Raw genomic sequence first — 20,706 nt, 5'->3', positions numbered from 1 at the left:
GAACTCCGTCCAAAGGGTGTCTGATTGATAAGTGTAAACCAGTGACGCTAATTTGAACGGTAAAGCGCTGAAAACGCGATTAAGGTACGTCGTAACCCAGGGCGGCTTTACGAATACGGAACCACTGCTGGCGAGACATGTCCAGTGACTCAGACTCAATGGCGGCGCGGACACGTTCTATCTTACCTGAGCCAATAATTGGCAGCGGCTGGGACGGCAGGCGTAAAATCCAGGCGTACACCACCTGCTCAATAGACTGCGCGTTTAACTCTTCTGCGATCGCGGCAAGTTCATTGCGTAATGGCTGGAACGCATCGTCATTAAACAAGCGACCGCCACCAAGGCAGGACCAGGCCATTGGACGAATACGCAGTTGCTGCAGTTGATCTAAAGTACCATCCAGCAGGAGCGGCTGATGTACCGGAGAGATCTCAACCTGGTTGGTTGCCAGCGTAAACGGTAGACGCGATTGCAGCAGTGAAAACTGTGCGGGAGTGAAATTAGAAACGCCAAAGTGACGTACTTTGCCGCTATGGTGTAATTTTTTAAAAGCGTCTGCTACGTCGTCTGCATCCATAAGCGGGTCAGGACGGTGGATCAGCAGCAGGTCAATATGATCGGTCGCCAGTAATTTCAACGACTGTTCCGCACTGGCAATAATATGCGCACTATCGGTAATGTAATGGCCCAGCACATTTTCCGCGCGTGCTGTCGTCGCGATCCCACATTTAGTCACAATCTGCATTTTTTCACGCAGATGCGGGGCCAGCTTCATTGCCTCGCCAAACGCCGCCTCACACTGGTATCCACCGTAAATATCGGCGTGATCGACGGTGGTAACCCCCAGATCCAGATGCTCTTCAATAAAGCTGACTAACTGGCGCGCGGACATATTCCAGTCCATCAGGCGCCAATACCCCATCACAAAGCGAGAAAATTCAGGACCTTGTGGCGCAATAGTAATACGCTGAACCATAGCAGCTTCCTTATGAGTGAATGTGCATCGAGTATACGCAATTACACTTTTAAAAGAGTGAAGGTTGTTGCGGTTCTTCCGAAGGATTGGGTTTGTTTGCGCGTAATTTACGCATCAGACGCTGACGACAAAGCCGCAGCACTTCCTGCTTTTCGGCATCGCTCATCTTTTGCCAGTTAAAACGCTCATCCCGACTACGAAAACAGCCACGGCAAAAGCCGCGCTCGTCAGACTGACATATTCCACGGCATGGGCTCTGGACGGGGAAAAACTCCAGCTGTTCCGCCACATCCCCTCCTTTAGTAAAATTGATATACTTATTGAAGACGTTAACTGAATTTCTCGCAAGGGGCTATTGCATTAGACCGACTGGTCTATTACACTCCATCTCATGAACAAAGTCACTGAATACGATACACGCGAACATCTGCTGGCGACTGGCGAACAGCTGTGTATGCAGCGCGGCTTCACCGGCATGGGTTTAAGCGAACTACTGAAAACTGCTGAAGTTCCTAAGGGTTCGTTTTATCACTATTTTCGCTCTAAAGAAGCATTCGGTGTCGCGATGCTGGAACGCCACTATGCGGCCTATCATCAGCGACTGGCTACGCATTTTGATACAGGGGCGGGGAATTACCGCGACCGAATACTGGCCTACTATCAGGAAACCCTGAACCAGTTTAGCCAGCACGGGATTATTAGCGGCTGTTTAACTGTAAAACTTTCTGCTGAAGTATGCGATCTGTCAGAAGATATGCGCACAGCGATGGATAAAGGCGCGCGACACATTATTGCGCTGTTAGCGCAGGCGCTGGAGAAAGGTCGGGCCAACCAATGTCTGTCCTTTGTTGGCGAGCCGTTACAGCAAGCGCAGGTCCTGTATGCACTCTGGCTTGGTGCCAACCTGCAGGCCAAGATTTCTCGTAGCGCCACCCCGCTGGAAAATGCGCTGGCGCACGTTAAAAACATCATCACAACGCCTGCCGTTTAACAGGCGTTTTTATTTACTTTATTACTAGACGACCGGTCTATTCAGGAGTGCCACATGTCATCTGAAAAACTGTTTTCCCCACTGAAAGTGGGTGCCATCACGGCAGCTAACCGCGTATTCATGGCGCCACTGACGCGTCTGCGCAGCATCGAGCCTGGCGACATCCCTACTCCGCTGATGGTCGAGTATTACCGTCAACGCGCCAGCGCAGGCCTTATTATCAGCGAAGCCACGCAGATTTCCGCCCAGGCAAAAGGGTATGCTGGAGCCCCCGGCTTACACAGCGAAGCACAAATCGTCGCCTGGAAAAAAATCACTGCGGCTGTACACGCTGAGCAAGGTCATATTGCCGTTCAGTTGTGGCACACCGGGCGCATTTCTCACGCCAGTCTGCAGCCAAATGGACAGGCACCGGTTGCACCTTCTGCAATTATCGCAGGTACCCGCACCTCATTGCGTGATGAAAACGGCCTGGCAACACGCGTCGATACCTCCATGCCGCGCGCTCTGGAAACCGAAGAAATTCCAGGCATTGTAAATGACTTCCGTCAGGCTATAGCCAACGCACGCGAAGCAGGTTTCGACATGGTAGAACTGCACTCCGCTCACGGCTACCTGCTGCACCAGTTCCTGTCACCAACGTCTAACCAGCGTACCGATCAATACGGTGGTAGCGTCGAAAATCGTGCGCGTCTGGTACTGGACGTTGTCGATGCAGGTATTAAAGAATGGGGTGCCGATCGCATTGGTATTCGCGTCTCCCCGATTGGCTCTTTCCAGAACGTTGACAACGGTCCGAACGAAGAAGCCGATGCGCTTTATCTGATTGAACAACTGGGCAAACGCGGCATCGCTTACCTGCATATGTCGGAACCTGACTGGGCCGGTGGCGAGCCGTATTCCGATGCGTTTCGCGAAAAAGTTCGCGCGCGTTTTCACGGTCCGATCATTGGCGCGGGCGCCTACACACCAGAAAAAGCAGAATCGCTGATCGAAAAAGGTCTGATCGACGCCGTTGCTTTTGGTCGCGCTTATATCGCTAACCCGGATCTGGTCGCGCGTCTGCAGCGTAAAGCGGAGCTGAATCCACAGCGTGCCGAAAGCTTCTACGGCGGCGGCGCTGAAGGTTACACCGATTATCCTACCCTCTAACGTCACAAACTCAGTTCTGCCATTGATAGCGGTGTAACAACGCCGCTATACTAAAACAACATTTTGAATGTATTAGCCATTTTCGAAGGGGAAAAAGATGCGTTTACTTCATACCATGCTGCGCGTGGGTGACCTGCAGCGTTCCATCGAGTTTTACACCAACGTGCTGGGCATGAAGCTGCTGCGTACCAGCGAGAACCCTGAATATAAGTACTCTCTGGCCTTTGTCGGCTACGGCCCGGAAACCAGTGAAGCGGTGATCGAACTGACCTATAACTGGGGTGTCGATAAGTATGAGCTGGGCACAGCCTACGGCCATATCGCCCTGAGTGTAGACAATGCGGCCGAAGCCTGTGAACGTATTCGTCAGAATGGCGGCAACGTAACGCGTGAAGCGGGTCCGGTAAAAGGCGGCACAACAGTGATCGCGTTCGTTGAAGATCCGGACGGTTACAAAATTGAGCTGATCGAAGAGAAAGACGCCGGGCGCGGTCTGGGCGACTAACTTCCCCCTCGGGCGCAGATCGTCTGTGCCCGTAGTTTTATACTCATCATTTTGCAATAATACGTGCTGCAATTTTCCCGTATTAAGAGACCCAGATGTCCGATAACGCTCAACTTTCCGGTCTGTGTGACCGTTTTCGTGGTTTTTATCCTGTCGTCATTGATGTCGAAACCGCAGGGTTCAATGCCAAAACCGATGCGCTGCTTGAGATCGCCGCCATCACACTGAAAATGGATGAACAAGGCTGGCTGATGCCGGACACGACGTTACATTTCCACGTAGAGCCATTTGAAGGCGCGAATTTACAGCCGGAAGCCCTCGCCTTTAACGGTATTGACCCTAACAATCCGCTACGTGGTGCGGTCAGCGAATATGACGCACTGCATGCCATCTTCAAAATGGTACGCAAAGGGATTAAAGACAGCGGCTGCAATCGGGCTATCATGGTGGCGCATAACGCTACCTTCGATCACAGTTTCATGATGGCCGCAGCAGAGCGCGCCTCTCTCAAACGAAATCCATTTCATCCATTTGTCACTTTTGATACTGCGGCATTAAGCGGTCTGTCATTGGGGCAAACGGTGTTGTCAAAAGCATGTCTGGCGGCTGGAATGGAGTTTGACGGGAATCAGGCGCACTCGGCGCTGTATGATACCGAACGGACGGCCGTACTGTTTTGCGAAATCGTTAACCGCTGGAAACGCCTCGGCGGTTGGCCTCTTCCCGTGCCTGAAGAGGCATAACGGATCGATAAAAAAAGCGACCATCACAGGTCGCTTTTTTATTTCCGCTAAAATTACTCAGCGTCTGGTTCTTCGGTTTTGTATTTCGCCGCTGTTTCTTTAATCAGCTGCTGTAACTCACCGCGCTGGTACATTTCGATCAAAATGTCACAGCCGCCAACCAGCTCACCATCAACCCACAGCTGCGGAAAGGTCGGCCAGTTTGCGTATTTCGGCAGCTCGGCGCGAATATCCGGGTTCTGCAGAATATCAACGTAAGCAAAACGCTCACCACAGGCAGACAACGCCTGCACAGCCTGAGCGGAGAAACCGCAGCTTGGCAGTTTAGGGGAACCTTTCATGTACAGGAGAATCGGGTTTTCAGCGATCTGGCGCTGGATTTTTTCGATAGTGGTGCTCATTATCTTGCTTCCTTAAACTTCTTTTACGGCAGTAGTCTGACATTGTAACGGGTCAGACAGGCAACGGAAAATAACATTTTCATTACGCCTTATTATTTTATCCCCTGACGCTAAAAGTTGCATTCATAATCTCATTTATCCCCTTGAAGCCTGTGGATTTGATTGTCCTTTCACCTGTTTCCACGTTAATTGCTGTTTTTTTTTGCGGTCGGTTACGAAACACAGTTTTAAACAAAAAAAGCTATTAACTTTCCCTCTTTCTATAGATTAGAATCATCAAGTTTTGAAAATCACACGCAGGCACTATAGACCTGCCTTACCAGAGGACTGCTCAGTGGCGCGGATAAACCGAATCTCGATCACGCTCTGTGCTTTACTTTTTACTACACTGCCCTTTACGCCTATGGCTCATGCTTCCAAGCAGGCCAGGACGACAACTACCCAATCCCACCCCATCAAAACGGTAGATAAAAAGAAAAGCGCAACAACCAGCCAAAAAACAACAAAGACCAACAAGAAAACGGCGACAAAGACCTCCAGTAAAACCAGCACCAAAACCGCTTCCTCTTCTAAAAATCGCACTGCCACTCCGGCAAAGTCGACTAAAACTGCAAACCGTCGAGGCAAAACCGCCGCAGCACAAACCGCTGCCGTGACCTGGACTGAAAAATGCACGCCGCGTAAAGGCCATAAGCCACGCTGTGTAAAAGTGAAAACCACGGCTCCGACTACGCTCGCTGACGCACACAAGGTCAAAGTGCAGAAAGCCACTAAAACCGCCATGTCCACGCTGATGAATCAAATAGGCAAGCCTTATCGCTGGGGCGGTACATCGCCAAGAACCGGGTTTGACTGCAGCGGTCTGGTCTATTATGCCTATAAAGATCTGGTGAAATTCCGCATTCCCCGTACTGCGAACGAAATGTACCATCTACGTGATGCCGCGCCGATTGAACGTGGCGAACTGAAAAATGGCGATCTGGTCTTTTTCCGTACTCAGGGTCGCGGAACAGCCGATCACGTTGGTGTGTATGTCGGCAACGGAAAATTTATTCAGTCCCCGCGCAGCGGCCGGGAAATTCAAATCACCTCGCTGAGCGAAGATTACTGGCAGCGCCACTATGTGGGCGCTCGCCGGGTAATGACGCCAAAAACAATTCGCTAAAAACTTACCCTACAGAACATGCTGTAGGGTAAGTTCTTCTTTTGCATAACCTTTCAATTTGCTACCCTATCCTTACTCACAATGAGGCTATTGTGTGTACTCAATATAAATAATAAGGAGAGAAGCAATGTCGTTCGAATTACCTGCATTACCGTATGCCAAAGATGCTCTGGTCCCGCACATTTCTGCTGAAACGCTGGAATACCACTATGGCAAACATCACCAGACTTACGTTACTAACCTGAATAACCTGATCAAAGGCACGGCGTTTGAAGGTAAATCACTGGAAGAGATCGTTCGTAGCTCTGAAGGTGGTGTATTCAATAACGCAGCCCAGGTCTGGAACCACACTTTCTACTGGAACTGCCTGGCACCGAACGCAGGTGGCGAACCGACTGGTAAACTGGCCGAAGCCATTGCAGCCTCCTTTGGCAGCTTTGCAGATTTCAAAGCACAGTTCACCGATGCCGCTATCAAAAACTTCGGTTCTGGCTGGACCTGGCTGGTTAAAGGAACGGATGGCAAACTGGCTATCGTTTCAACCTCCAACGCGGGTACGCCGCTGACCACCGACGCGACGCCACTGATGACCGTTGACGTATGGGAACACGCCTACTACATCGACTATCGCAATGCTCGTCCTGGCTACCTGGAACATTTCTGGGCGCTGGTGAATTGGGAGTTTGTTGCGAAGAACTTCGCAGCATAAAAAAGATAACGCAGAAGGGCTTCCTTCTGCGTTTTTGCATTAATTCGCGGTAGTGCAAGCCTCTTCAGGCTGTCTTCTTGCGGAAATGTACACCAGCAGCAGCGCAAGCCCTGCCACAATCGCCCCCATCACAGGCACAAAACTGTAACCCAGGCCACCGGATATCACCGCCCCACCGGCTGCGGCCCCCAGTGCATTCCCCAGGTTAAATGCGCCAATATTGACTGACGATGATAAACCCGGCGCTTCACTGGCAACACGCATCACTCGCATCTGCAACGGTGGAACCACTGCAAATGTCGCCGCACCCCAGACCACCATACTGACCGCCGCGCCAGGCTCATTACGCGCAAGGAAAGGAATGGCCAGCATAATAACCATTAACAGCAGTAAAAAGCCTTTCAACGTACCATTGACTGAACGGTCAGCCAGCTTGCCGCCAAAATAGTTACCGATTGAGAAGCCCACGCCAATCAGCACCAGCATACCGGTCACAAATGCTGGTGTGGCATGAGTGATAGTGTGCAGCACCGGTGAGATGTAGGTATAAAGCGTGAACATCGCCCCTGCTCCCAGCACGGTCGTCAGCAGAGCCGACAGCACCTGAGGACGCATAAGTACCGCCAGTTCGCTGCGTACATCCGGACGCTCTCCCGCCCCGCCTTTGGGTAATGAGAAGAACAGACTGACCATGGCGATAACGCCGAGCCCTGCCGTTGCCATGAACGACATGCGCCAGCCGATGCTTTCACCAAGCCAGGTCGCCGCCGGAACGCCGCCAATATTGGCAATGGTTAACCCCATAAACATGGTTGCCACGGCACTGGCCTGTTTATGTTTGGGCACCACACTTGCAGCAACCACAGAGCCAAGGCCGAAAAATGCCCCGTGATTAAGACTGGTCAAAATGCGCGATAACATCAGCGTGGAGTAATCCGGTGAAATCGCCGAGAGGACATTACCCAACGTGAAAATCGCCATCAGGAAAATCAACGCATTACGTCGCGCACGATGAGACAATAATAATGTCATCAGCGGAGCCCCCACCATCACGCCAACCGCATACGCGCTGATTAACATGCCGGCGGCCGGAATCGAAACATCCACTCCTTTGGCTATGACGGGCAATAATCCCATTGGCGAAAATTCGGTGGTGCCAATGCCAAACGCTCCGATCGCCAGCGCCAGTAAAGGATAATTGAGTTTCATATTGCGACTCCGTAACGTCGAGCCGTGGCGCGACATAAAATAAGAGTCAAAAGCATGACATTGATCGCAAAATTAATAAAGTTAACAAAATTGCAAAAGACTTTTGCTTATTCGCAAACAATAGAAGAGATAGACGAGCGGAAAGAGTGAGGGAGAGCTAACTCCCTCGAGGAAATTAATGCAGCGCTGCGGTCAGGCCACCCGCGACGATCAAACCCAGAACAATAATGGTAGTCACTAACGAAAATTTCAGATCGGTGCTCATCAAGTTTTCTCCTTTTTATTCCCACACAAAAAGTGATATTGCGCATTTTTACACACTTGAAAGCAAAAATCTCTCACGATTTATATTGATAACTGCTTTTAACTCTTCCCCTTTTCGTTAAGATCAGACAAAATTCCACGCTTACTTGATTAGCGTACCGGCCATTGACCCCTTCCTGACGTTCCGTGTCGTTTTCCCGGCGTGCCGCAACCCTTACGTTGCGTTAAGGGTGTGTGAAGGCAAACGTTTACCTGGAGTATTCTCAGGAGCTTAGGATATGGTCTGGAGTGAGATGTAATGGCAACAATTAAAGATGTAGCGAAGCGAGCAAACGTTTCCACTACAACCGTATCACACGTGATTAACAAGACGCGCTTTGTCGCGGAAGAAACGCGTAATGCTGTCTGGGCGGCAATCAAAGAGCTGCACTATTCTCCGAGCGCAGTTGCGCGCAGCCTGAAGGTGAATCACACCAAGTCTATTGGCTTGCTGGCCACCAGCAGTGAAGCGGCCTATTTCGCTGAAATTATCGAAGCCGTTGAGAAAAACTGTTTCCAGAAAGGCTATACCCTGATTCTGGGTAACGCATGGAACAGCCTTGAAAAACAGCAGGCTTATCTGTCGATGATGGCGCAAAAGCGCGTTGATGGTCTGCTGGTGATGTGCTCTGAGTATCCGGAGTCGCTGCTTTCGATGCTCGAAGAATACCGCCATATCCCGATGGTCGTCATGGACTGGGGCGAGGCCAAAGCCGACTTTACCGATACCGTCATTGATAATGCCTTCGAAGGTGGTTACATGGCGGGTCGGTATCTGGTCGAACGCGGTCATCGTGAGATTGGCGTGATCCCAGGCCCAATGGAACGTAACACCGGAGCCGGGCGTCTGGCTGGCTTTATGAAAGCGATGGAAGAAGCGCTGATAAAAGTACCGGACAACTGGATTGTCCAGGGGGATTTTGAGCCTGAATCCGGCTATCGCGCCATGCAGCAAATTCTGTCACAGCCGCATCGTCCGACCGCCGTCTTCTGTGGTGGCGATATCATGGCGATGGGTGCGCTGTGCGCCGCTGATGAGATGGGACTGCGGGTACCGCAGGATATCTCGCTTATCGGCTACGACAACGTGCGCAACGCCCGTTTCTTCACGCCGGCTCTGACGACCATTCACCAGCCTAAAGATTCGCTCGGTGAAACGGCCTTCAATATGCTGTTAGACCGTATCGTGAATAAACGTGAAGAGTCGCAATCTATCGAGGTGCATCCGCGTCTGGTAGAGCGTCGCTCCGTTGCCGACGGCCCGTTCCGCGATTACCGTCGTTAAGACCGTTGTGCGGGAGCCTCATCTGGCTCCCGCAGCCACTCTTTGTTCAGCGTTTCGCTATCCCCTAAATAGTCCAACAGCCAGCTCAATGCAGGTGACGTATCGTTCTGTTGCCATGTCAGACAGCATGCGGCATCAGGAAATGGATTTTCCAGCTGTAGCGCGACCCACTTGCCGCTATCGATCCACGGTTTGGCAAAATGCGTCGGTACCATGCCAACACACAACCCTGCGGATAAGCAGGTAGCGGAAGATTCCCAGTCAGGCACCACGACACGTTTTTGGTTATCCAGCAGCCAGGTAATGCGTTTTGGCAGCGTACGGGAAGTATCTTCACGCACCAGCGACGGCCAGTTGCGCAACGTGTCGTCGCTAAGCGGCCCAGGCATTGACGCCAACGGATGATGGCTGGCCACCACGCAACTCCAGCTCAGCATTCCCATGTCGCGAAAGGTATAGCGTCCCCCCACCGGAATCGCCTGCGTGGCGCCAATTGCCAGCTCAACGCGGCCATCGGACAGCGCATCCCAGACGCCGTTAAACACTTCCTGAAAAACCAACAGTTCCACATCATCAAAATGACGATAGAAATCCACGATCATCTGTCGGGTGCGATCCGGGCGAACAATGTTATCTACCGCAATCGCCAGCTGTCCGCGCCAGCCGTTGGCAATTTGCTGACATTGCTGGCGGGTGATCTGCATTTTTTTGATAACAGAGCGGCCTTCTTTGAGAAACCACGCACCGGCAGGCGTCAACTCCACATCCCGATGACGTCGCTCAAAAAGCGGCACCGCCAGCCACTCTTCCAGCTGACGTACGGTGTAGCTTACCGCTGAGGGTACACGGTGCAACTCCTGCGCGGCCGAACTAAAGCTGCCATTACGCGCAACCGCATCAACCACTTCAAGTGAATATTCCGACCACATATTCTGCCTGCAAAAAATTTGAAATCAGTAAGCAAATATTAGCGTTTCACAGCAAGAATTACACTCACTACACTCAGCGGCATTGTTCTACTGCTAAAAAAGAGAAATGATGATGCAACCTGGGAAAGGGTTTTTAGTCTGGCTGGCGGGTCTTAGCGTGCTCGGCTTTCTGGCAACGGATATGTATCTGCCCGCCTTCGCCGCAATTCAGTCCGATCTGCAAACGCCTGCATCAGCCGTCAGCGCCAGCCTTAGCTTGTTCTTAGCCGGTTTTGCCGTGGCACAGCTTCTGTGGGGGCCACTTTCCGACCACTACGGCCGCAAACCTATTTTGTTGCTGGGTTTATCTATCTTTGCTCTGGGTAGTCTGGGCATGCTGTGGGTTGAAAACGCCACAGGCCTGCTGGCGCTGCGTTTTGTTCAAGCCGTTGGTGTCTGTGCGGCATCGGTAATCTGGCAGGCGCTGGTCACTGATTATTATCCGTCACAAAAAGTAAATCGCATCTTTGCCACCATTATGCCGCTGGTCGGATTATCTCCGGCATTGGCGCCGTTGTTAGGCAGTTGGATCCTTGTACATTTTTCCTGGCAGGCCATTTTCGCCACCCTGTTTGCCATAACCCTAATTCTGATGCTTCCTGCCCTGCGCTTAAAACCAACGGCTAAAGCGCGCGACGACAGCCAGGATAAACTGACATTCGCCACCCTGCTACGCTCGAAAACCTATCGCGGGAACGTACTGATTTATGCCGCCTGTTCCGCGAGCTTCTTCGCATGGCTGACGGGCTCCCCGTTCATCCTCAGCGAAATGGGCTACAGCCCGGCAGTGATTGGCCTGAGCTATGTACCGCAAACCATCGCCTTCTTAGTCGGCGGTTACGGCTGTCGCGCTGCGTTACAAAAATGGCAAGGTCGTCAACTGCTGCCATGGTTACTCATCCTGTATGCGATTAGTGTCGTTGCCACCTGGGCTACCGGCTTTATTCACCATGTTGCGCTCGCTGAAATCCTGATCCCATTCTGCGTGATGGCGATTGCCAACGGTGCCATCTACCCTATCGTTGTCGCTCAGGCATTACGCCCGTTCCCGCAGGCGACCGGACGAGCAGCCGCATTGCAGAATACGTTGCAGTTGGGTTTATGCTTCCTGGCAAGCCTTGTGGTTTCCTGGCTGATCGCCACCCCGCTGCTCACCACTACCAGCGTGATGCTGACTACGGTGCTACTGGCGGCCGTAGGGTACAAAATGCAATCACAGAAAGCTGGCACCCCTCAAACAGACGACCGTGTGCAAATTGTCCACGGAGAGTCTCATTAATAATTACCGCGGGCTATTAATTAGCCCGCTAACAATTATATGTTGAATCATCAAAAATTCAGGCCTATACTGATTTCCGGTTTTTAAAAAAACGATAATTTTTATGCGGTAACGGGAACAAGAACGTTCTCGTATTCCCACGGATGGTCTTTTCGGCAAGGGTTCTTCCCTTCCTCTGTTCTACGTCGGATTATAGATTCACGGATTAATTTCGTGAGATTTCTCACACAGCCCAAAAAAGCGTCTACGCTGTTTTAAGGTTCTGATCACCGACCAGTGATGGAGAAGCTATGAGTTCATCGTGTATAGAAGATATCAGCGTACCGGATGATAACTGGTACCGCATCACCAGTGAATTGTTAAGCCGTGCAGGCATCGCCGTTAATGGTCCGGCACCGGCAGATATTCGCGTTAACAACCCTAGATTTTTCAAGCGCGTATTGCAGGAAGGATCGTTAGGTTTGGGTGAAAGTTATATGGATGGCTGGTGGGAATGCGACCGGCTGGACATGTTTTTTAGTAAAGCCCTGCGCGCCGGTCTTGAAAACCAACTCCCCCGCCATTTCAAAGATACACTGCGAATTGCAGCGGCTCGCCTGTTTAATTTGCAGACCAAAAAACGTGCGTGGGTTGTCGGCAAAGAACATTACGATTTAGGCAACGATCTCTTTTCCCGCATGCTCGACCCTTATATGCAGTATTCCTGCGCCTACTGGAAAGATGCCGACACCCTGGAATCTGCCCAGCAGGCGAAGCTGAAAATGATTGCCGAAAAACTGCAGTTGCAGCCAGGAATGCGGATACTCGATATAGGCTGCGGCTGGGGTGGCTTGTCCCAGTTTTTGGCATCACAATATGGCGTAAGCGTGGTAGGCGTGACCATTTCTGCAGAACAACAGAAAATGGCGCAAGCGCGTTGTGCGGGGCTGGATGTCACCATTTTGCTGCAGGATTATCGCGACCTGAACGACAAATTTGATCGCATTGTCTCCGTCGGCATGTTTGAACATGTAGGACCGAAAAATTACGCGACCTATTTTGACGTAGTCGATCGCAATTTAAAACCGGACGGTCTCTTTTTGCTGCATAGCATCGGTTCTAATAAAACCGACAATAACGTTGACCCGTGGATCAATAAATATATCTTCCCGAACGGCTGTTTACCGTCAGTTCGCCAAATTGCCAACGCCAGCGAGCCGCATTTTGTGATGGAAGACTGGCATAATTTTGGTGCGGATTACGATACCACCCTGATGGCCTGGCACGAACGTTTCATGAGTTCCTGGCCTGAAATCGCCGATAATTACACCGAGCGCTTTAAACGGATGTTCAGCTATTACCTGAACGCTTGCGCAGGCGCATTTCGCGCTCGCGACATTCAGCTATGGCAGGTGGTTTTCTCCCGCGGAGTTGAACACGGCCTACGCGTTCCCCGCTAATTATTATCGCCCCCGTGCTAACGGGGGCTTTACTCTCAGGCTCCTGCTTCACCTGTGACGTTGCTGATAGCGCTTTCTCGCGCCGCCAGCACACGCTCAACGGTATCAACCACCGCCTGCGTTTGCGGATCGATTTCGATATTGACCCGCGCACCCAGTTTTTTCTTGCCAAGCGTCGTACGCTCCAGGGTTTCCGGAATCAAATGCACGCAAAAGCGTGTCGGTGTGACTTCGCCTACCGTCAGGCTGATGCCGTCAATACCGATAAATCCTTTGTACAGGATATATTTCATCAGTGACGGATCCTGAACTTTAAACCACACCTGGCGATTGTTTTCTGAGGTCAGAATTTTCGATACTTCGGCAGTAGTCATAATATGGCCCGACATTAAATGCCCGCCGATTTCATCACTGAATTTTGCCGCGCGCTCAACATTGACCAAATCTCCGACCTTCAGATCCCCCAGATTTGTGATACGCAACGTTTCTTTCATCAGATCAAAGCTTATCTGGTTACCGTTGATTTCGGTGACCGTCAGACAGCACCCATTGTGGGCAACCGATGCGCCGGTCTCAAGCGCATCCAGCATATATTCAGGTAACTCCACAACATGCGTACGAAAATTTGGTTTTTCATCAATAGACACCAATTTCGCGGTGCCCTGCACAATACCCGTAAACATACTTCTAACTCCTGAACTCAATTAAGACATCTCTGCACAGCACAATAGCAGGTGGAAATTCAGGTTGCCAGCGATGCGCCGCTACTGCCTGTTTTTTCACTGGAGAATTACGTATTCCTCGCTACAATAGACTGAAATTTCCCCAGCTTTTTCTCCTTGCTGCCAGATAAGGCGGCTTTTTTAGTCTCTCAAATAACAACAATATAGTGGTGTACACGTGCAAAAGTATGTAAGTGAAGCGCGTCAGTTATTAGCTCTGGCAATTCCGGTGATTCTTGCGCAAATCGCTCAAACTGCAATGGGATTCGTTGATACCGTCATGGCGGGTGGATACAGCGCCACGGACATGGCTGCCGTCGCTATTGGAACGTCCATCTGGCTGCCAGCTATTCTGTTTGGCCATGGACTGTTACTGGCTCTGACGCCGGTCATTGCGCAACTCAATGGTTCCGGACGCCGCGATCGGATTGCCCATCAAATACGTCAGGGATTCTGGTTGGCGGGTAGCGTCTCCGTTCTGATTATGATCGTGCTATGGAACGCAGGCTACATTATTCGCTCCATGCATAACATCGACCCGGCTCTGGCGGATAAAGCCGTTGGCTATCTTCGCGCGCTGCTGTGGGGCGCACCGGGGTATTTGTTCTTCCAGGTAGCCCGTAACCAGTGCGAAGGTCTGGCCAAGACCAAACCCGCAATGGTGATGGGATTTCTCGGCCTGCTGGTGAACATTCCGGTTAACTACGTTTTCATTTATGGGCATTTAGGCATGCCGGAACTGGGCGGCGTGGGTTGTGGCGTCGCTACGGCAGCGGTTTACTGGGTAATGTTTATCGCGATGCTGTCTTACATTAAACGCGCACGCTCAATGCGCGACATCCGTAATGAGCGTGGTTTCCAGAAGCCGGACACCGCAGTAATGAAGCGTCTGGTGCAATTGGGTTTACCTATCGCGCTGGCGTTGTTTTTCGAAGTGACGCTGTTTGCAGTAGTCGCGTTGCTGGTTTCCCCACTGGGGATTGTTGACGTCGCCGGACACCAGATCGCGTTGAACTTCAGCTCGTTAATGTTCGTTCTGCCGATGTCTCTGGCTGCCGCCGTCACCATTCGTGTCGGTTATCGTCTGGGTCAGGGTTCCACGCTGGATGCCCAAACCGCAGCCAGAACGGGTCTGGGCGTCGGTGTCTGCATGGCCGTGGTAACGGCGATTTTCACCGTGACATTCCGTGAACACATTGCCCTGCTCTACAACAATAACCCGGAAGTTGTCGCTCTGGCAGCACAGCTCATGTTGCTGGCGGCGGTGTATCAAATATCTGACTCTATCCAGGTTATTGGCAGCGGTATCCTGCGTGGTTATAAAGATACCCGTTCAATTTTCTTTATTACCTTTACGGCCTACTGGGTGCTGGGTCTGCCGAGCGGCTATATTCTGGCGCTGACCGATCTGGTGGTTGACCGGATGGGGCCAGCAGGATTCTGGATGGGCTTTATTATCGGCCTGACTTCTGCGGCGGTGCTGATGATGCTGCGAATGCGTTTTCTACAACGCCAACCGTCAGCGGTTATATTGCAACGAGCTGCACGATAATACCCAAATAGCCGCCGTTGGCGGCTTTTTTCATCCTCAGAACGGACTGGCATTTTGGACATTCATCCATTCCTGACTGATGGGATGCCTGAAATGCAATTCACTGGCATGCAGCATCAGTCGCGGCGCCCTTTCAGTGCCTGGCAGCAGACAACCTCCATACAAATCACAGCCTAAAATCGGATGTCCTAACAACTGACAGTGGATCCGCAGTTGATGGGTACGCCCGGTTTCAGGCGTCAGTTGTACCCGGGTCAGGCAGAGTGACGCCCCATTTTCCTGGCGATAATGAAAACGCTCAACAACCTGATAGCGCGAGCGCGCGGGTTTGCCGTTGAAGGCGCAAATCGACATCCGTGGAAACAACGCCGGGTCTTTGGCTATCGCTGCGTCTATAACCCCTTCATCATTTTTCAGATGCCCACATAACAGCGCGCTGTACATTTTGCTTACCGTACGTCGACTGAACTGCTGGCAAAGCGCGGCGTTGATCGCTTTGTTACGGGCAACCACCATCAACCCTGAAGTGCTAAAATCGAGCCGATGTACCAGCGTGCAACCGGGATAAATCTGTACCAGCCGATGATGTACCGAATCGAGATTTTGCGGATTTTTCCCCGACAAACTTAGCAGCCCGGCAGGTTTATTGATAAGCACCAGATGTTCGTCCTGATAGAGGATCTCTATCTCGTCATGACAAGGCGGGGCAATAAAAGTATCGAGGATCGTAGACATGTGCGGCCAGAATGAAATGTGGGAGCAGATCATATCCAATTTTCACCAGACTGGCGAATTTGAGTCGTACAGGCATGATAGAGTGTGGGTTATCCCGAGTACGATGAGAGGGTTACACCGTGCAACAAATCGATTTCTATATGGTAGATGCCTTTACCACCACCACGTTTGGCGGTAATGCCGCAGCAGTATGTCCGCTCCCAGACTGGTTGCCCGATGAAACATTATTGAAAATGTCGCAGCAGCATAACCAGTCAGAAACCGCTTTTTTTGTCGTCAACGAGAATGGCTTTGAGCTGCGCTGGTTTACCACTCAGGGAGAAATCAATCTGTGTGGACATGCCACGCTTGCCGCCGCACATGTCATCTTTGAACATCTGGACTACCCAGGTACGACCCTCCATTTTGCCACTCGATTCGTGGGGCCACTGACGGTCACGCGCAGCGGTGAATGGCTGACGCTTGATTTTCCTGCCTGGCAAAGCGAGCCCACCGAACCGCCCGCCTTACTGCTGGAAACATTAGGCATCACCGAATACAAAGAAGTGCGTGTCGCGCGCGATTATATGATTGTTTTGGATAATCAACAGCAGGTTGAGGCTGTACGCCCGGACATCCACGCCATGCTTCCGTTGCGGAAAATGGTTTGTATCACCGCGCCGGGTGACGGGCAATACGACTTCGTCAGCCGTTTCTTCTGTCCGGGTGAAGCCGTAGCGGAAGACCCTGTCACGGGCTCGGCACATAGCATGCTGATTCCTTACTGGGCAGCAAAACTCAATAAATCACAGATGCTGGCGCGCCAGGTCTCTGCGCGCGGCGGAGATTTACGCTGCCAGTTGGCAGGAACGCGTGTTTATATCGGCGGACAGGCAATCACTTATCTAACTGGGAAAGTGCTGTTGCGCTAGCAGCTCTCCCCGAATTAACCAATCCAAGGAGGATTTATGGCGAACAAACTCGTGCAGATACACTTTGATTTTCATGGTCCGTTTGGCGCTGAGATGTCGAATCAGCTTGTTGAACTGGCCGAATCCATCAACCAGGAGCCGGGGTTCATCTGGAAAATCTGGACCGAGAACGAAGCAAACCACGAAGCCGGTGGCATCTACCTGTTTCAGGATGAAGTCAGCGCGCTAGCCTATATCAAAAAGCACACTGCCCGTCTGAAGCATCTGGGAGTGGAAGACGTGACGTTCAAAATCTTCGATATTAATGAGCCGTTAAGTAAAATTAACCACGGTCATATTGGCTAATTTTTTGCTTCAGACGCCCCTCCCCGGGGCGTTTCACCACTGATACTGCTTTCCCCTCGTTAAAACCGAAACCTCCCTGTTCCCACTCAGCATAGCTTTTACGTTAACCACATTTGCAATAGTTCACAAAATCAGCACCTGTGAAAATTATCACTAGCCTGACGTTGCATGAAAGCGTATAAAATAATACAAAATGTATTATTTTATACAAAATGAATTATCATCAACATCAGGAGATTCTTTATGTCTGTGGAGATTACATTGAACGCATCTGCAGGGGGCTTTCCACCTGCTGGTCATTACTCGCACAGTACAACGGCTGGCGGGTTCGTCTTCATTTCCGGCCAGTTGCCGGTCACTATTGATGGCGAAAAGAAAACGAATGCTTCTTTTGAAGAGCAGACGCGACTGGTGCTACAGAATATTGATGCCTGCCTGGCTGGCGCTGGAATTTCCCGACAGCATTTGGTGTCAGTACGCGTCTATGTGACAGATATCAACCAGTGGCCAACGTTTAACAAAATCTATGGCGAGTGGATCGGTGATTTCCGCCCATCTCGAGCAGTAGCCGGTGTTGCAGAGCTTCATTATGGTTTCGCGCTGGAAATCGAAGCTATTGCCTTGGCCCCACAAGCGTGACGTTTAACGACATACAGGTGAACAAGAATGACTGAAATGACACTGCCTGATTATAACGATGTTGCCGCTGCGGCAGAGCGCATCGCCGAGTATGCCAACAAAACACCGGTGATGACCTCCCGAACGGTTAATGACGAATTTGCGTCTGACGTTTTCTTCAAATGCGAAAACTTCCAGAGAATGGGCGCGTTTAAATTTCGCGGAGCTATGAATGCGCTGCGCCAGTTTACACCAGAACAACGCGCTGCAGGCGTCGTCACCTTTTCTTCCGGCAACCATGCGCAGGCCATTGCCCTGTCGGCAAAGTTGTTGGGGATCCCGGCGACGATTATCATGCCGCACGATGCCCCGGCAGCTAAAGTTGCGGCAACAAAAGGCTATGGTGGAAATGTGGTGATTTACGATCGCTATACCGAAGATCGTGAGAAAATAGGCCGGGAGCTGGCAGAGAAACACGGTTTGACGCTAATCCCGCCTTACGATCATCCGCACGTGATTGCGGGCCAGGGCACTGCCGCAAAAGAGCTGATTGAAGAAGTGGGTCAATTGGACGTTCTGTTCGTGTGTCTGGGTGGCGGCGGCCTGCTTTCAGGATCCGCACTGGCAGCCCGACATCTCTCCCCTGACTGCCTCATCTATGGCGTCGAACCCGAAGCGGGAAACGATGGGCAACGGTCGTTTCGCAGCGGAAAAATTGTTCATATTGATACGCCCAAAACCATCGCTGACGGTGCGCAGACCCAACATCTCGGGAAGATAACGTTTCCGATCATTCAGCAAAACGTTAACGATATTCTGACCGTCTCAGATGATGAACTGGTCGCCTCGATGAAATTTATCGCTGAGCGCATGAAAATCGTCGTGGAGCCGACCGGATGCCTGGGTTTTGCTGCTGCGCGAGCCCGTAAGGCAGAACTTCGCGGTAAGAAAATCGGTATTATCATTAGCGGCGGGAACGTGGATATCAGCCGCTACAGTGAATTCCTCGTAAGTTGATCAAAAAGGTATCTGCTATGCGGATACCTTATTACTGTCTGTATATTCCTGTCTGGAAAAGCGAACCTTGCTCACTGTAAACTGCTCGCAATCGTGGCTACAGGCATCACCACAGGAGACTGGCATGCCAAAAACTGACAACAACTCGCTTCTCAGCCAAATTGACACTATCGCCAGGGGGCTCGGCGAGACCTTCTCTCCATTTTGCGAAGTGGTGGTTCATGACCTCAAGAATCCTGAACATGCCATTTTGTCCATCCATAACAATTTGTCAGGACGCAAACCCGGCCAGCCGGCAACAGAACTGGGTCTGGCGCGAATCGCATCGCCCGAATTTCCCAGCATCATTGCGAATTACAGCAACCAGTTTGCCGATGGCCGCCCGGTGAAAAGTACATCCATTGGCATCAAAGACGAAGAAGGTAAATACGTAGCAGCACTCTGTCTGAACGTGGATATGACGCTGTTTCGTGGCATGCAGAGTGCCCTTGCACAATTTACTGAAACCGAAAACTCGCCTATTAAGGAACATATCGACCCTGGCAGTAATGAAGTCATCCGCCAGCGTATCGATGACTTTGCCGCTAAACGCGCAACGACGGCCCGCGCCCTTAAACCTGAAGACCGTAAGCTGCTGATTCAACAGTTACGCAAAGAGGGGGTGCTGAACGTACGAAAATCAATGGATACCGTGGCACAGCATCTGGGGGTATCCAGAGCTACCGCTTACCTGTATGCCCGTCAGTCGACACCGTTAAATGAGTAAGATGGTCATATAAGGTATGCCTTAGCGCAGGTCAGTGACATGTCATTCATTACTGGCACAAAGTGCTCCGCCACATGCTGAGGGGGCGTTGTGCCGACATAGCCATCCGCAAGAAAAACAGTATTACCTTGTGACTACACAAAAGATAAACCTTTGCATCTCTGCGTGTTTAATTATCCCAGTTAAACATACAGGTTGCTTTTTGTACAAATCAATAAAGATTAACGCCCTTCTAATAACTTCATCAACCTTGCTTGAGCAACTTTAAAAGCAAGCAAACCCTAACTATCTGATTTTTATCAATAAAAATATATTCACGTTTATTCAACAAATATTAACCAGGCCGCATATATAATTAACATAATATCTAAATTATAATTCTTTTACACATCCGGTAGCCGGTGAGGTCAGAATGCGATTAATCGCCATGTTGTTAAGCTTTATGCTCGTCACCCAGGTCTATGCCAGCGAACTGCCCAAACCTGCAGGTAAAGTCCTTTTAACACTGTCCGGAAATATTGAAAATACAAATGAAGACGGGAAAGCCGTTTTTGATACCGCCAGCCTTGAGAAACTGGGAATGGTAAGTTTCCAGACCACCTCCCCCTGGTATAATGGTCGCACAACCTTTACGGGCATTCCATTACAAAAGCTCATGGATTATGTCGGTGCAAAAGGATCGGTTGTAAAGGTGACTGCGCTCAATGACTACACGACCGTTATCCCTCTCAGTGATTTCAAAAAATACGATGCTATCCTTGCTTTAAAAATCAACGGAAAATATATGCGCATCCGTGATAAAGGCCCGTTATTCATTGTGTACCCCTATGACAGCATGCCGGAACTGAATAACCAGATTTATTACTCCAGGTCTGCATGGCAGGTCAGTAGTATGGATATCGAGTAGGCGTTCAG

General features: G+C 50.9%; 24 protein-coding genes. 16 read left to right on the top strand and 8 right to left on the bottom strand.

All coding sequences use genetic code 11. The annotated features are described in order from the left end of the window. Window positions 1–79: 79 nt before the first annotated feature. The gene (locus tag On2M_RS14655; RefSeq protein WP_151219089.1) at window positions 80–976 is read right to left on the bottom strand and encodes an aldo/keto reductase family oxidoreductase; all 897 of its coding nucleotides are present in this window, start codon (window positions 974–976) and stop codon (window positions 80–82) included. Window positions 977–1,025: 49 nt separating this feature from the next. Next, complete coding sequence (locus On2M_RS14650) at window positions 1,026–1,265, bottom strand: DUF1289 domain-containing protein (RefSeq protein WP_151219088.1); 240 nt, start codon at window positions 1,263–1,265, stop codon at window positions 1,026–1,028. Window positions 1,266–1,367: 102 nt separating this feature from the next. On the opposite strand from On2M_RS14650, the gene On2M_RS14645 reads away from it, so the two are divergent. The 4 genes from On2M_RS14645 to rnt all read left to right on the top strand — a co-directional run bounded on the left by On2M_RS14645 (window position 1,368) and on the right by rnt (window position 4,367). Further along, window positions 1,368–1,967, top strand: a complete 600-nt coding sequence (locus On2M_RS14645; RefSeq protein WP_187259505.1) for a TetR/AcrR family transcriptional regulator — start codon at window positions 1,368–1,370, stop codon at window positions 1,965–1,967. A gap of 54 nt (window positions 1,968–2,021) precedes the next feature. Further along, window positions 2,022–3,119 (top strand): alkene reductase, encoded by a 1,098-nt coding sequence (locus On2M_RS14640; protein ID WP_210905034.1) that lies wholly within the window; start codon window positions 2,022–2,024, stop codon window positions 3,117–3,119. 97 nt (window positions 3,120–3,216) lie between these two features. Then, on the top strand, window positions 3,217–3,624 hold the full coding sequence (gene gloA / locus On2M_RS14635) for a lactoylglutathione lyase (RefSeq protein ID WP_003029198.1): 408 nt from the start codon (window positions 3,217–3,219) through the stop codon (window positions 3,622–3,624). A gap of 95 nt (window positions 3,625–3,719) precedes the next feature. Further along, window positions 3,720–4,367 (top strand): ribonuclease T, encoded by a 648-nt coding sequence (rnt, locus tag On2M_RS14630; RefSeq protein ID WP_003029200.1) that lies wholly within the window; start codon window positions 3,720–3,722, stop codon window positions 4,365–4,367. Window positions 4,368–4,420: 53 nt separating this feature from the next. Here rnt and grxD read toward each other — a convergent pair whose 3' ends face one another. Beyond that, entirely contained in the window at window positions 4,421–4,768 is a 348-nt protein-coding gene (grxD, locus tag On2M_RS14625; protein ID WP_003832760.1) for a monothiol glutaredoxin 4, read from the bottom strand. A gap of 334 nt (window positions 4,769–5,102) precedes the next feature. Here grxD and On2M_RS14620 point away from each other — a divergent pair, with 334 nt between their 5' ends. Together On2M_RS14620 and sodB are read left to right on the top strand one after the other, a co-directional pair. Then, entirely contained in the window at window positions 5,103–5,933 is an 831-nt protein-coding gene (locus On2M_RS14620; RefSeq protein WP_187252502.1) for a C40 family peptidase, read from the top strand. A 127-nt stretch (window positions 5,934–6,060) separates the two neighbouring features. Then, entirely contained in the window at window positions 6,061–6,642 is a 582-nt protein-coding gene (gene sodB / locus On2M_RS14615; protein WP_151219085.1) for a superoxide dismutase [Fe], read from the top strand. A gap of 39 nt (window positions 6,643–6,681) precedes the next feature. On the opposite strand, the gene On2M_RS14610 is transcribed toward sodB, so the two are convergent. Beyond that, a complete protein-coding gene (locus On2M_RS14610; protein WP_210905033.1) occupies window positions 6,682–7,851 on the bottom strand; it encodes an MFS transporter in 1,170 nt (389 codons plus the stop codon). 175 nt (window positions 7,852–8,026) lie between these two features. Then, window positions 8,027–8,116 carry a cytochrome bd-I accessory subunit CydH gene (cydH, locus tag On2M_RS14605; protein WP_003029209.1) on the bottom strand — a complete coding sequence of 30 codons (90 nt, stop codon included), beginning with the start codon at window positions 8,114–8,116 and terminating at the stop codon, window positions 8,027–8,029. 297 nt (window positions 8,117–8,413) lie between these two features. On the opposite strand from cydH, the gene purR reads away from it, so the two are divergent. Then, window positions 8,414–9,439 carry an HTH-type transcriptional repressor PurR gene (purR, locus tag On2M_RS14600; RefSeq protein WP_151219082.1) on the top strand — a complete coding sequence of 342 codons (1,026 nt, stop codon included), beginning with the start codon at window positions 8,414–8,416 and terminating at the stop codon, window positions 9,437–9,439. Here purR and punR read toward each other — a convergent pair. Beyond that, window positions 9,436–10,368 (bottom strand): DNA-binding transcriptional activator PunR, encoded by a 933-nt coding sequence (punR, locus tag On2M_RS14595; protein WP_151219081.1) that lies wholly within the window; start codon window positions 10,366–10,368, stop codon window positions 9,436–9,438. The genes purR and punR overlap by 4 nt on opposite strands. Window positions 10,369–10,480: 112 nt before the next feature. On the opposite strand from punR, the gene punC reads away from it, so the two are divergent. Together punC and cfa are read left to right on the top strand one after the other, a co-directional pair. Further along, the gene (gene punC, locus On2M_RS14590; protein WP_151219113.1) at window positions 10,481–11,686 is read left to right on the top strand and encodes a purine nucleoside transporter PunC; all 1,206 of its coding nucleotides are present in this window, start codon (window positions 10,481–10,483) and stop codon (window positions 11,684–11,686) included. A gap of 290 nt (window positions 11,687–11,976) precedes the next feature. Then, entirely contained in the window at window positions 11,977–13,125 is a 1,149-nt protein-coding gene (gene cfa, locus On2M_RS14585) for a cyclopropane fatty acyl phospholipid synthase (RefSeq protein WP_151219080.1), read from the top strand. 35 nt (window positions 13,126–13,160) lie between these two features. Here the strand turns inward: cfa and On2M_RS14580 are convergent, their stop codons facing one another. Further along, window positions 13,161–13,808 carry a riboflavin synthase gene (locus On2M_RS14580; protein ID WP_016152982.1) on the bottom strand — a complete coding sequence of 216 codons (648 nt, stop codon included), beginning with the start codon at window positions 13,806–13,808 and terminating at the stop codon, window positions 13,161–13,163. A gap of 217 nt (window positions 13,809–14,025) precedes the next feature. On the opposite strand from On2M_RS14580, the gene mdtK reads away from it, so the two are divergent. Continuing rightward, the gene (gene mdtK, locus On2M_RS14575) at window positions 14,026–15,399 is read left to right on the top strand and encodes a multidrug efflux MATE transporter MdtK (protein ID WP_151219079.1); all 1,374 of its coding nucleotides are present in this window, start codon (window positions 14,026–14,028) and stop codon (window positions 15,397–15,399) included. A 36-nt stretch (window positions 15,400–15,435) separates the two neighbouring features. On the opposite strand, the gene On2M_RS14570 is transcribed toward mdtK, so the two are convergent. Further along, window positions 15,436–16,134, bottom strand: a complete 699-nt coding sequence (locus On2M_RS14570; protein ID WP_210905032.1) for an RluA family pseudouridine synthase — start codon at window positions 16,132–16,134, stop codon at window positions 15,436–15,438. Window positions 16,135–16,253: 119 nt separating this feature from the next. Between On2M_RS14570 and On2M_RS14565 the strand changes: the two genes are divergently transcribed. The 6 genes from On2M_RS14565 (at window position 16,254) to On2M_RS14540 (ending at window position 20,698) form a co-directional block, all read left to right on the top strand. Next, window positions 16,254–17,045, top strand: a complete 792-nt coding sequence (locus tag On2M_RS14565) for a PhzF family phenazine biosynthesis protein (protein ID WP_187252505.1) — start codon at window positions 16,254–16,256, stop codon at window positions 17,043–17,045. 36 nt (window positions 17,046–17,081) lie between these two features. Next, a complete protein-coding gene (locus On2M_RS14560) occupies window positions 17,082–17,390 on the top strand; it encodes a monooxygenase (RefSeq protein WP_151219077.1) in 309 nt (102 codons plus the stop codon). A gap of 243 nt (window positions 17,391–17,633) precedes the next feature. Beyond that, entirely contained in the window at window positions 17,634–18,029 is a 396-nt protein-coding gene (locus On2M_RS14555) for a RidA family protein (RefSeq protein ID WP_151219076.1), read from the top strand. 27 nt (window positions 18,030–18,056) lie between these two features. Next, complete coding sequence (locus On2M_RS14550; protein ID WP_210905031.1) at window positions 18,057–19,025, top strand: threo-3-hydroxy-L-aspartate ammonia-lyase; 969 nt, start codon at window positions 18,057–18,059, stop codon at window positions 19,023–19,025. Window positions 19,026–19,149: 124 nt separating this feature from the next. Further along, window positions 19,150–19,791, top strand: a complete 642-nt coding sequence (locus tag On2M_RS14545; protein ID WP_210905030.1) for a PAS domain-containing protein — start codon at window positions 19,150–19,152, stop codon at window positions 19,789–19,791. A gap of 412 nt (window positions 19,792–20,203) precedes the next feature. Next, entirely contained in the window at window positions 20,204–20,698 is a 495-nt protein-coding gene (locus tag On2M_RS14540) for a molybdopterin-dependent oxidoreductase (protein ID WP_151219073.1), read from the top strand. Window positions 20,699–20,706: the final 8 nt, after the last annotated feature.

The organism is Citrobacter sp. On2M, from assembly GCF_018035235.1.
GTDB lineage: Bacteria > Pseudomonadota > Gammaproteobacteria > Enterobacterales > Enterobacteriaceae > Citrobacter > Citrobacter meridianamericanus.
The sequence above is the reverse complement of the archived record's forward strand: the minus strand, read 5'-3'. Positions and strand labels throughout refer to the sequence as shown.

Coding starts and splice junctions, on each gene's coding strand:
- On2M_RS14610 (WP_210905033.1), bottom strand. CDS start 7,851: ATGAAACTCAATTATCCTTTACTGGCGCTGGCGATCGGAGCGTTTGGC.
- punC (WP_151219113.1), top strand. CDS start 10,481: ATGCAACCTGGGAAAGGGTTTTTAGTCTGGCTGGCGGGTCTTAGCGTG.
- On2M_RS14560 (WP_151219077.1), top strand. CDS start 17,082: ATGGCGAACAAACTCGTGCAGATACACTTTGATTTTCATGGTCCGTTT.
- cydH (WP_003029209.1), bottom strand. CDS start 8,116: ATGAGCACCGATCTGAAATTTTCGTTAGTGACTACCATTATTGTTCTG.
- On2M_RS14570 (WP_210905032.1), bottom strand. CDS start 16,134: ATGTCTACGATCCTCGATACTTTTATTGCCCCGCCTTGTCATGACGAG.
- On2M_RS14545 (WP_210905030.1), top strand. CDS start 19,150: ATGCCAAAAACTGACAACAACTCGCTTCTCAGCCAAATTGACACTATC.
- On2M_RS14580 (WP_016152982.1), bottom strand. CDS start 13,808: ATGTTTACGGGTATTGTGCAGGGCACCGCGAAATTGGTGTCTATTGAT.
- On2M_RS14640 (WP_210905034.1), top strand. CDS start 2,022: ATGTCATCTGAAAAACTGTTTTCCCCACTGAAAGTGGGTGCCATCACG.
- sodB (WP_151219085.1), top strand. CDS start 6,061: ATGTCGTTCGAATTACCTGCATTACCGTATGCCAAAGATGCTCTGGTC.
- grxD (WP_003832760.1), bottom strand. CDS start 4,768: ATGAGCACCACTATCGAAAAAATCCAGCGCCAGATCGCTGAAAACCCG.
- rnt (WP_003029200.1), top strand. CDS start 3,720: ATGTCCGATAACGCTCAACTTTCCGGTCTGTGTGACCGTTTTCGTGGT.
- punR (WP_151219081.1), bottom strand. CDS start 10,368: ATGTGGTCGGAATATTCACTTGAAGTGGTTGATGCGGTTGCGCGTAAT.
- On2M_RS14645 (WP_187259505.1), top strand. CDS start 1,368: ATGAACAAAGTCACTGAATACGATACACGCGAACATCTGCTGGCGACT.
- On2M_RS14540 (WP_151219073.1), top strand. CDS start 20,204: ATGCGATTAATCGCCATGTTGTTAAGCTTTATGCTCGTCACCCAGGTC.
- gloA (WP_003029198.1), top strand. CDS start 3,217: ATGCGTTTACTTCATACCATGCTGCGCGTGGGTGACCTGCAGCGTTCC.
- On2M_RS14655 (WP_151219089.1), bottom strand. CDS start 976: ATGGTTCAGCGTATTACTATTGCGCCACAAGGTCCTGAATTTTCTCGC.
- On2M_RS14555 (WP_151219076.1), top strand. CDS start 17,634: ATGTCTGTGGAGATTACATTGAACGCATCTGCAGGGGGCTTTCCACCT.
- cfa (WP_151219080.1), top strand. CDS start 11,977: ATGAGTTCATCGTGTATAGAAGATATCAGCGTACCGGATGATAACTGG.
- On2M_RS14550 (WP_210905031.1), top strand. CDS start 18,057: ATGACTGAAATGACACTGCCTGATTATAACGATGTTGCCGCTGCGGCA.
- purR (WP_151219082.1), top strand. CDS start 8,414: ATGGCAACAATTAAAGATGTAGCGAAGCGAGCAAACGTTTCCACTACA.